Annotated in this window: 4 protein-coding genes; all 4 read right to left on the minus strand. The window is 71.3% G+C overall.

All coding sequences use genetic code 11. The annotated features are described in order from the left end of the window. Nucleotides 1-356: 356 nt before the first annotated feature. Nucleotides 357-1,565, minus strand: coding sequence for an acyl-CoA dehydrogenase family protein (locus HF519_RS29095; protein ID WP_169416177.1), 1,209 nt, complete (start codon nucleotides 1,563-1,565; stop codon nucleotides 357-359). Next, on the minus strand, nucleotides 1,565-2,596 hold the full coding sequence (locus tag HF519_RS29100) for a phosphotransferase family protein (protein ID WP_169416180.1): 1,032 nt from the start codon (nucleotides 2,594-2,596) through the stop codon (nucleotides 1,565-1,567). Before HF519_RS29100 ends, HF519_RS29095 begins: the two co-directional genes overlap by 1 nt. 67 nt (nucleotides 2,597-2,663) lie before the next feature. After that, nucleotides 2,664-3,752, minus strand: a complete 1,089-nt coding sequence (locus HF519_RS29105) for an SDR family oxidoreductase (protein ID WP_169416178.1) — start codon at nucleotides 3,750-3,752, stop codon at nucleotides 2,664-2,666. Nucleotides 3,753-3,863: 111 nt separating this feature from the next. Further along, nucleotides 3,864-5,519, minus strand: a complete 1,656-nt coding sequence (locus tag HF519_RS29110; RefSeq protein ID WP_169416179.1) for a class I adenylate-forming enzyme family protein — start codon at nucleotides 5,517-5,519, stop codon at nucleotides 3,864-3,866. Nucleotides 5,520-5,643 lie beyond the last annotated feature (124 nt).

Below are 5,643 nucleotides of genomic sequence, written 5' to 3' on the forward strand. Positions count from 1 at the left end.
CAAACGACACACCCACGCAGTCCTCGCCCTCGCCCGACGGCGAGTCAACGTGCTCTGGGCGATGCTGCGCGACCAACGCCCCTACCAGGCCGCCCCGGTCACGACTTGACAAGATCATTGGGAAGCCCTCTCACATCCCGACGCCACGCCACTGATCAGCAGCAACGTCGTACACCACCTCGGTGGACACAACCCCCGCCCCGGCGGATCGCCGTCCATCAAGGACGCCGGTCGGTCGGGACCTACGCCGACCCCATGACGACTGCGATGCGCTCTCGCCACCCGGACAGCCGGGACGCCGGTTGAGGGCTGTCGGGCGGCGAGTGCTCGCACCGGTCGATCGGCGTTGGCCGTCGTCAGCGGGCCGCGAGTTCCCGTCGGGCCACGGCGTCACGGTGGACCTCGTCGGGCCCGTCGGCGAGGCGCAGGTAGCGGGCCTGGGCCCAGAGCATGGCCAGGGGCAGGTCCTGGCTGACGCCGGCTCCGCCGTGCACCTGAACGGCCTTGTCGATGATCCATTCCGCGGTGCCGGGTGCGGCGATCTTGATGGCGCTGATCTCGGTGCGGGCGGCCTTGGCCCCGACGGTGTCCATCATCCAGGCCGCCTTGAGGGTGAGCAGCCGCAGTTGCTCGATCCGGACGCGGGATTCGGCGATCCAGTGCCGTACGACGCCCTGGTCGGCGAGGGGCTTGCCGAACGCGACCCGGCGGTTGGCGCGGTCGCACATGAGTTCCAGGGCGCGTTCGGCCATCCCGATCAGCCGCATGCAGTGGTGGATGCGGCCCGGTCCGAGACGGGCCTGGGCGAGGGCGAACCCGCCGCCGCGTTCACCGAGCAGGTTCTCCGCGGGGATCCGGGCGCCGTCGAAGACGATCTCGGCGTGGCCGCCGTGGGCGCCGTCGTCGAAGCCGAAGACGTCCAGCCCGCGCAGCACCTCCACACCCGGGGTGTCCCGCGGGACCAGCACGATGGACTGTCGGCGGTGGGCGGGGGCGTCGGGGTCGGTCACGCCCATGACGATGAGCAGTTCGCACTGCGGGGCGAGGGCGCCGGTGGACCACCACTTGCGGCCGGTGATGGTGAACCCGTCGCCGTCGGGGACGATGCGGGTGCTGATGTTGGTGGCGTCGGAGCTGGCGACCTCGGGTTCGGTCATGCAGAACGCGGACCGGATCCGGCCGTCGAGCAGCGGCTGCAGCCAGTCCTGGCGCTGCTGCTCGGTCGCGGCGATGGCCAGCAGTTCCATGTTGCCGGTGTCGGGGGCGGCGCAGTTCAGCGCCTCGGGGGCGATGAGCGGGCTGCGGCCGGTGATCTCGGCGAGCGGGGCGTACTGGGCGTGGCTGAGCCCGGGCCCGTAGCGGGGGTCGGGCAGGAACAGGTTCCACAGCCCGCGGCGGCGGGCCTCGCGGGTGAGCTCGGCCATGATCGGCGGGCGGTCCCAGCGGTTCTCCGCCGCGGCGGCCTGTTCGTGGAACACCGGCTCGGCGGGGTAGACGTGGCTGTCCATGAACTCGAGCAACTGCTCGCGCAGGTGCTCGGTCTTCGGGTCGGGGGTGAAGTCCATCAGTCCTCCAGGCAGGCGTGCCCGCGCTCGATGAGGGGCGGGACCAGGCCGCCGATGCGGTCGAAGCCGGCGCCGACGGTCTCGCCGCGGGTGTGCCGGTAGTGGATGCCCTCGCAGATCACCGCGAGCTTGTAGTGGGCGAAGCCGAGGTACCAGGGCAGCGCGCCGAGATCGGCTCCGGTGCCGGCCGCGTACCGGTCGAGCAGCCGGGCGCGGCGCGGAAACGCCCGATGGTCACCCGGGGTGGCGGTGATGACGGTCTCCAGACCGCTGACCCCGTCCCAGAACATGACGGTTGCGGCCAGGTCGCTGAGCGGGTCGCCCAGGGTGGACATCTCCCAGTCCAGGACTGCGAGCACCCGTGCCGGATCGTGGGCGTCGATGATGACGTTGTCGAGCCGGTAGTCGCCGTGCACGATCGCGGACGGTGCTTGCGGCGGGGTGGTGGCGGCGAGGCGGTCACCGAGCCGGTCGAATCCGGGGACCTCGCGCGAGCGTGACGCGTCGAGCTGGGTGCGCCACCGGCGCAGCTGCCGGTCGAGGTAGCCGACGGGGCGTCCGAAGTCGGACAGGCCGACGGCGGCGGGAGCGGTGGTGTGCAGCGCGACGAGGGCGTCGACCAGGGCATCAGCGATCTTCGCGGCCGCGGCGGGGGAGCACGCGGCGAGCTGGTCGTCGTCGCGGTAGACGATGCCGTCGACGTGCTCCATCAGGTAGAACGGCGCGCCGATGACCTCGGCGTCGTCGCAGCGGGCCACGGTGCGCGGCACCGGGACCGCCGAGCCGGCCAGCGCGGTGAGCACCCGGTGTTCGCGGTTCATGTCGTGCGCCGTGGCCAGGACGTGCCCGAGCGGGGGGCGGCGCAGCACCCAGCGGTGGGTGTCGTCGGTGACGAGGTAGGTCAGGTTCGAGCGCCCGCCGGCGAGCAGCCGGGCGTGCAGCCGGCCGGCCGGGTGGGCGCCGGCGTCGGGCAGCCGCAGCAGGTACCGCGCCAGTGCGGTGAGGTCGAGCCCGGGCGGGTCGGTGGCCACGGGGGCCGTGCCGGAGCTCGTGGCTCCGGCACGGCCCGCGTGCGGGACTGCGCTCACGTCGTACGGCTCACTTCGCCGGGGGGAGGATGCGGCGCTCGATCAGAACGCGCAGCCAGTGCCGGAAGGACTCCTCGGTGTCCCAGGTCTCGGTAAACCCGGCCTGCTTGATCTTCACGGTGCTGACGAACGCCGGCGGCGGGGGCTCCTCGGCGCCGTAGGCCATGCAGAAGTCGGCGTAGTAGTGCGACTCGCCGAGGATGTCGGTGATGCTGTTCTGCCGCAGCCCGTACTTGGCGACGATCTTGTCCCAGACGTCGGCCTTGGTCGGCAGGTACTCACCCAGCGACACCGGCTCGTCCGGGCCGAGCTCGACGCCGAGCTCCTCGGCGAAGGCCGGCCACAGGTCGCGCCAGGCGAAGACCTCGCCGTTGGTGAGGTTGAAGTGCTGGCCGGCGGCGGCGGGCGTCTCGGCGGCCCAGCGGATCGCCCCTGCGACGAGGCGGCAGTCCACGGCCTCCCAGACGTAGGGGATCCCGCCGGGGAACCCGAAGGGACGGCCCTCCTCCTTGCAGATCGCGGCGTACACGCCGATGACCGGGGGCAGGTTCATCACGACACCGGTGTTCGGGCCGACGATCAGCTGCGGGCGGAAGATCGTGAAGTCGAAGCCCTTGGCCGCGGACTTGTCCTTGATGTAGTCCTCTTGCAGCCAGTAGAAGTTCGCGTGGTCGTCGCGCGGGAACCGCTCGCGCGCCGGCACCGGCATCGGGTGCAGGTGGATGCCGTAGGCCTTGGTGCCCTGCAGCAGGCTCACGTGCTTGAGGTCCGCGACCTCGGTCAGCGGCTCGATCAGGTTGCGCAGCATGGCCAGGTTGGTGTCCATCTGGTCCTGCTCGGTCCAGCCCGCGATCAGCCCCGGCTTCTCGTAGACCGCGGTGTAGACCACGTGCGTGACCTGCGACAGCCCGCCCAGCGCGGCTCGGGCACCGGCCTCGTCCTGCAGGTCCACCGGCAGGTGCTGGAAGGGCTTGTCGCTGAACACCTCGGGCCGGCGGCGGGAGACCGCGATGACCTCCCAGCCGTCGTCGAGGAACTTGTCGACCGTCGCGGCGCCGACCAGGCCACTGGCCCCGGCGATGAGAACGGTGTCCGCCATTGCGCTCTTCTCTCCTGTGAGTAGGCGTGGTGAACCGCGGCGTCGCCGGCCGGCGACGCCGTCATGCGTGTCGGGACGCGCCCGGCCCGCGGCGGGCCGGGCGCGTGGCGGCTAGCTGCGGGCGCGCAGTTCGCGGCGCAGGAGCTTGCCGGTGACGGTCTTGGGGATGTCGTCGAGGATCTCGACCAGCCGCGGGTACTTGTAGGCGGCCATCCGCTCCTTGGCGAAGGCGATCAGCTCCTCGGGGGTGGCCGACCTGCCCGGACGGAGGCTGACGAAGGCCTTGACCGTCTCGCCGCGGTACTCGTCGGGCACCCCGACCACGGCGGCCTCGCGGACCGCGTCGTGCTCGTAGAGCACGTCCTCGACCTCGCGCGGCCACACCTTGTAGCCGCCCGCGTTGATCTGGTCCTTCTTGCGGTCGACGATGTAGAACCAGCCCTCGGCGTCCATGTAGCCGACGTCGCCGGTGTGCAGCGCCCCGTCGGGCAGCGCCTTCGCGCTCTCCTCGGGCTTGTTCCAGTACCCGGCCACGACCTGCGGGCCGGCGGTGACCAGCTCGCCGATCTCGCCGGGCGGCAGATCCTTGCCCTCGTCGTCGACGATCCGGACGACCGTGTTGTAGATCGGCACCCCGACCGACAGCGCCCCGGAGGCCGGGTCGACCGGCGCCTCGCTGCCGAGCGGGACGGCGTGCGAGGGCGATGTGGTCTCGGTGAGCCCGTAGATGTTGTGGATGTAGTGCCCGAAGGTGTCCTGGAACGCGGTGACCGTGCTCGGCGGGATGGGCGCCCCACCGGAGTAGATCTTGGTCAGGCTCGCCAGCGCGTCCTTGTCGGCGTTGGGCGCGTTCATCAGCGCGATGAACACCGTGATCGAGCCGACGGTGAAGGTCGCCTGCTCGGCCTGGACGGTCTCGATGGTCACCGCGGGGTCCAGCCGGTACATCAGTACCAGCGGGGCCCCGGCGAGCAGCGAGATGGCGATATGGCCGACCAGCCCGGTGATGTGGAACAGCGGTGCGATACCGAGGACCACGTCGTCGGGGCCGATGCCGATCCAGTCCCGGTAGGTCTGGGCGTTGAACACCACGTTGCGGTGGGTGGTCATCGCGCCCTTGGGCGGGCCGGTGGTGCCGGAGGTGTAGGTCAGGAACGCGACGTCGTCGGGCCCCGGCGACACCCGGGGCGGGGCCTGGCCGCGGAACCGGCTCAGCAGCTCAGCCATGTCCAGGGTGCCCGCGCACGGGATGCGCTCGACGCCGGCGAAGATCCGCTCGTCGTTCCGGGTCTGGTACTCCAGCTCCGAGGTGGTGATCACCGTGCGGACGCCGGTGTTCGGCACGACCTTGGCCGCGACGTCGCGGTAGAGGCTCTGGAGGGCGACCAGCACCGTCGCGCCCGAGTCGGTCAGGAGCTGTTCGAGCTCGCGCTCCTTGTTCATCGGGTTGATCGAGACCGCGATGCCGCCGGCCTTCCAGGTGCCGAGCTGGGCGATGACGAACTGCGGCACGTTCTGGGCGTAGATCGCCACCCGCTCCCCGGCGCCGAAGCCGGCGTCGGCCAGGCCGGCGGCGAAGGCGTCGGTGAGCTCGTCGAGCTCGCGCAGGGTGATGCGGCCGTCGAAGTACCGGATGGCATCCGCCTCCGGGGACCGGGCCACCGACGCGCGGAACATCTCGACCGCGTTGTCGAACTCGACCGTGATCTCGGCCGGCTGGCCCGGCGCGTACCGGGCCAGCCACACCTTCTCGTCGTAGGCGCTCATGTGCTCAGCGGATGGCGATGGGGTTCACCGGTGCCCCGGTGCCCTTGACCACCTTCAGCGGGGCCGCGGCGTAGAGGAAGCTCCACCGCCCGTCGGCGGCACACGCATCGGCCAGGTCATCGAG

This window comes from Pseudonocardia bannensis (genome assembly GCF_012911875.1).
Lineage (GTDB): Bacteria > Actinomycetota > Actinomycetes > Mycobacteriales > Pseudonocardiaceae > Pseudonocardia > Pseudonocardia bannensis.